Source organism: Streptomyces sp. NPDC005899, from assembly GCF_040629645.1.
In the GTDB taxonomy this organism is placed as follows: domain Bacteria; phylum Actinomycetota; class Actinomycetes; order Streptomycetales; family Streptomycetaceae; genus Streptomyces.
The window spans coordinates 1-3549 of sequence record NZ_JBEXWB010000496.1 but is presented as its reverse complement, the minus strand read 5'-3'; the positions used below and the strand labels follow the sequence as shown (position 1 = coordinate 3549).

The following is a 3549-nucleotide window of genomic DNA, read 5'->3' as shown; positions in this document are numbered from 1 at the left end:
GGCGGGCACCGCCCGCGCGGCGTGCCGCCGGGCCGTACCGCCCCGCCCCTCCCGGACGGGTGGCGGGCGTGGCCGACGTACGCTGGAGAGGTTCGCCCCCTCACCATCAGCGGAGCACCTTTCACGTGAACGACCAGCAGCGTCGCCGTCCGGCCAAGCAGCACCGCCGCCCGCAGAAGGACCCCGTCCGCTTCCTCGCCTTCGAGGCCCTCAGGGCCGTCGACGAACGGGACGCGTACGCCAACCTCGTCCTGCCGCCGCTCCTGAGGAAGGCCCGCGCCAAGGGTGACTTCGACGGCCGGGACGCGGCACTGGCGACCGAGCTGGTCTACGGGACACTGCGCCGGCAGGGCACGTACGACGCGATCGTGGCCGCCTGCATCGACCGGCCGCTGCGCGAGGTCGATCCGCCGGTGCTCGACGTGCTGAACATGGGCGTGCACCAGCTGCTGGGCACCCGCATCCCCACCCACGCGGCCGTGTCCGCCAGCGTCGAGCTGGCGAGGGTCGTGCTGGGCGAGGGCCGCGCCAAGTTCGTCAACGCGGTGCTGCGCAAGGTCGCCGCCGACGACCTGGACGGCTGGGTGAAGCGCGTCGCCCCGCCCTACGACGAGGACGCCGAGGCCCACCTCTCCCTCGTGCACTCGCACCCGCGCTGGATCGTCTCCGCCCTCTGGGACGCCCTCGGTGGTGGCCGTGCCGGGATCGAGGACCTCCTGGAGGCGGACAACGAGAGGCCCGAGGTCACGCTGGCCGCCCGGCCCGGCCGCTCCACCCCCGAGGAGCTGCTGGCCGCCCTCGGTGAGGAGAGCGGCCTCCCGGGCCGCTGGTCCCCCTACGCCGTGCGGATGGCCGAGGGGGGAGAGCCCGGCGCCCTGGCCGCCGTGCGGGACGGCAGCGCGGGCGTGCAGGACGAGGGCAGCCAGCTCGTCGCCGCGGCCCTCGCCGCCGCGCCCGTCGAGGGCCGCGACACCCGGTGGCTCGACGGCTGCGCCGGCCCGGGAGGCAAGGCCGCCCTGCTCGCCGCGCTCGCCGCCGGGAGGGGCGCGTCGCTCCTCGCCGCCGAGAAGCAGCCGCACCGCGCCCGGCTCGTCGGGCGCGCCCTGGCCGGCAACCCGGGCCCGTACCAGGTGGTCACCGCGGACGGCACCAGGCCGCCGTGGCGGTCCGGCTCCTTCGACCGGGTCCTGATGGACGTCCCCTGTTCCGGACTCGGCGCGCTGCGGCGGCGGCCGGAGTCGCGCTGGCGGCGCCGCCCGGAGGACCTCGAGAGCTTCGCGCCCCTGCAACGGGGCCTGCTGCGCGAGGCGTTGAAGGCCGTCCGGGTCGGCGGGGTCGTCGGCTACGCGACGTGCTCACCCCACCTCGCGGAGACCCGGGTCGTCGTCGAGGACGTGCTCAGGGGGCGCGGGGGAGCACCCGCCGAGGCGGAGTGGGTGGACGCCCGCCCGCTGCTCCCGGGCGTGCCGGCCCTGGGCGACGGGCCCGACGTCCAGCTGTGGCCGCACCTGCACGGCACGGACGCGATGTACCTGGCCCTGCTGCGCCGGACGGGCTGACGGCCGGGACGGCGGGCCGGGGCGGGTCGAAAAGCCGGGAATGCGCGAACCGTAATGATCCCGTGAGGCTTTGGGGCGCACCGAGGCGGGGAAGTGGCGCGGAACATGGCAGGCTTGGGTGCATGGCCCAGATCAACCCCAGTATCCTGTCCGCCGACTTCGCGCGCCTCGCCGAGGAGGCCGAGGCCGTCGAAGGCGCCGACTGGCTCCATGTCGATGTCATGGACAACCACTTCGTGCCCAACCTGACACTCGGTGTGCCGGTCGTGGAAGCGCTGAGCAGGGCGACGGACACCCCGCTGGACTGCCACCTGATGATCGAGGACGCCGACCGCTGGGCTCCGCAGTACGTGGAGGCCGGCGCCGGCTCCGTCACCTTCCACGCGGAGGCCGCCGCGGCGCCGGTACGGCTGGCGCGGGAGATCAGGGCGAAGGGTGCGCGCGCCTCCATGGCGCTGAAACCGGCCACCCCGATCGAGCCGTACGAGGACCTGCTCCCCGAGCTCGACATGCTGCTGATCATGACGGTGGAGCCGGGCTTCGGCGGCCAGGCGTTCCTGGACATCATGCTGCCGAAGATCCGGCGTACCCGGGAGCTGATCTCCAAGCACGGGCTCCAGCTGTGGCTCCAGGTCGACGGCGGGGTCTCCGCCGCCACCATCGAGCGCTGCGCCGAGGCGGGCGCGGACGTCTTCGTCGCCGGCTCGGCGGTGTACGGGGCGCAGGACCCGGCCGAGGCCGTGCGCGCGCTGCGCCGGCAGGCGGACGCGGTCACCGCCACCGCGCCCTGGGCGTGCGCACACTGAACGAAGGGCGGATGAACGCGGCCCGACGGGCCGGATCGAGGATCGCAGTGTCTGACAGGATGAACGGCGTATCGAGCGCGTGAACGGCAGTGAGGAGATCGCGGTGTCTGGCATCTCGGCGGGTCGGTCAGCCATGCGGATGGGACCCGCGGAGCTGGTGCAGGCGGCGGCCATGGCGCGCCGGTTCTATCTCGAGGGGAAATCCAAGATCCAGATCGCCGAGGAGTTCGGCGTGAGCCGCTTCAAGGTGGCCCGGGTCCTGGAGACGGCGCTCGAGCGTGATCTCGTACGGATCGAGATCCGGGTACCGGCGGAGCTGGACGCGGAGCGTTCCGACGCGCTCCGCGCGCGGTACGGCCTGCGGCACGCGGTCGTGGTCGAGTCACCGGCGGAGGAGCAGGACGACGCCGCCGACCCGGAGAACCTGGGCGAGGTGGCGGCCGAGCTCCTGGGCGAGCTGGTGAACGAGGGCGATGTCCTCGGTCTGGCCTGGGGCCGCTCCACGATCCACATGGCGGCGGCCCTGGACCGGCTGCCACCGTGCACGGTGGTCCAGCTCACGGGGGTGTACGACGCCGGGACGGCCGAGCGCGGCTCGGTCGAGGCGGTCCGCCGAGCGGCCCAGGTCTCGGGCGGCGAGGCCCACCCGATCTACGCCCCGATGCTGCTGCCGGATCCGGCGACGGCGGCGGCCCTGCGCCACCAGACGGGGATCGCCCGCGCCTTCGAGTACTTCGACAAGGTGACGGTCGCCGCGGTGTCCATCGGTTCCTGGGAGCCCGGCATCTCGACCGTGCACGACATGCTGTCCGACGAGGAGCGCGCGCACTACGCCTCCCTCGGTGTGGCCGCGGAGATGTCCGCTCACCTCTTCGACTCGGACGGCCGCCGGGTCGGCCGCGACCTGGGCGAGCGGTGCATCACCGTGGAGGCGGACCGGCTGCGCCGGATCCCCGAGGTCGTGGCCATCGCGGGCGGGCAGCGCAAGGCGGCCGCGATCGGCGCGGTCCTGCGCTCGGGTCTGGTCACCAGCCTCGTCACGGACACCGCTGCCGCCGACTACCTGCTCACGGAGTCCGCGGCCGGCCAGCGCCCCGCACTGGAGCGGGCCGACCCGGACGACTGACCGCGCGGCCGGACCGCCGGCCGCACACGGCGGAGGCCGGGCACCCGTGCGGTGCCCG

The 3549-nt window shown here is 74.4% G+C and carries 3 protein-coding genes; all 3 read left to right on the top strand.

The features are described from left to right. Positions 1-125 precede the first annotated feature (125 nt). The 3 genes from ABZ371_RS30440 to ABZ371_RS30430 all read left to right on the top strand — a co-directional run bounded on the left by ABZ371_RS30440 (position 126) and on the right by ABZ371_RS30430 (position 3491). Complete coding sequence (locus ABZ371_RS30440) at positions 126-1559, top strand: transcription antitermination factor NusB (RefSeq protein ID WP_358685679.1); 1434 nt, start codon at positions 126-128, stop codon at positions 1557-1559. Between the two features lie 122 nt (positions 1560-1681). After that, on the top strand, positions 1682-2365 hold the full coding sequence (rpe, locus tag ABZ371_RS30435) for a ribulose-phosphate 3-epimerase (RefSeq protein WP_358685676.1): 684 nt from the start codon (positions 1682-1684) through the stop codon (positions 2363-2365). Positions 2366-2504: 139 nt separating this feature from the next. Then, complete coding sequence (locus ABZ371_RS30430) at positions 2505-3491, top strand: sugar-binding domain-containing protein (RefSeq protein ID WP_358685682.1); 987 nt, start codon at positions 2505-2507, stop codon at positions 3489-3491. Positions 3492-3549: the final 58 nt, after the last annotated feature.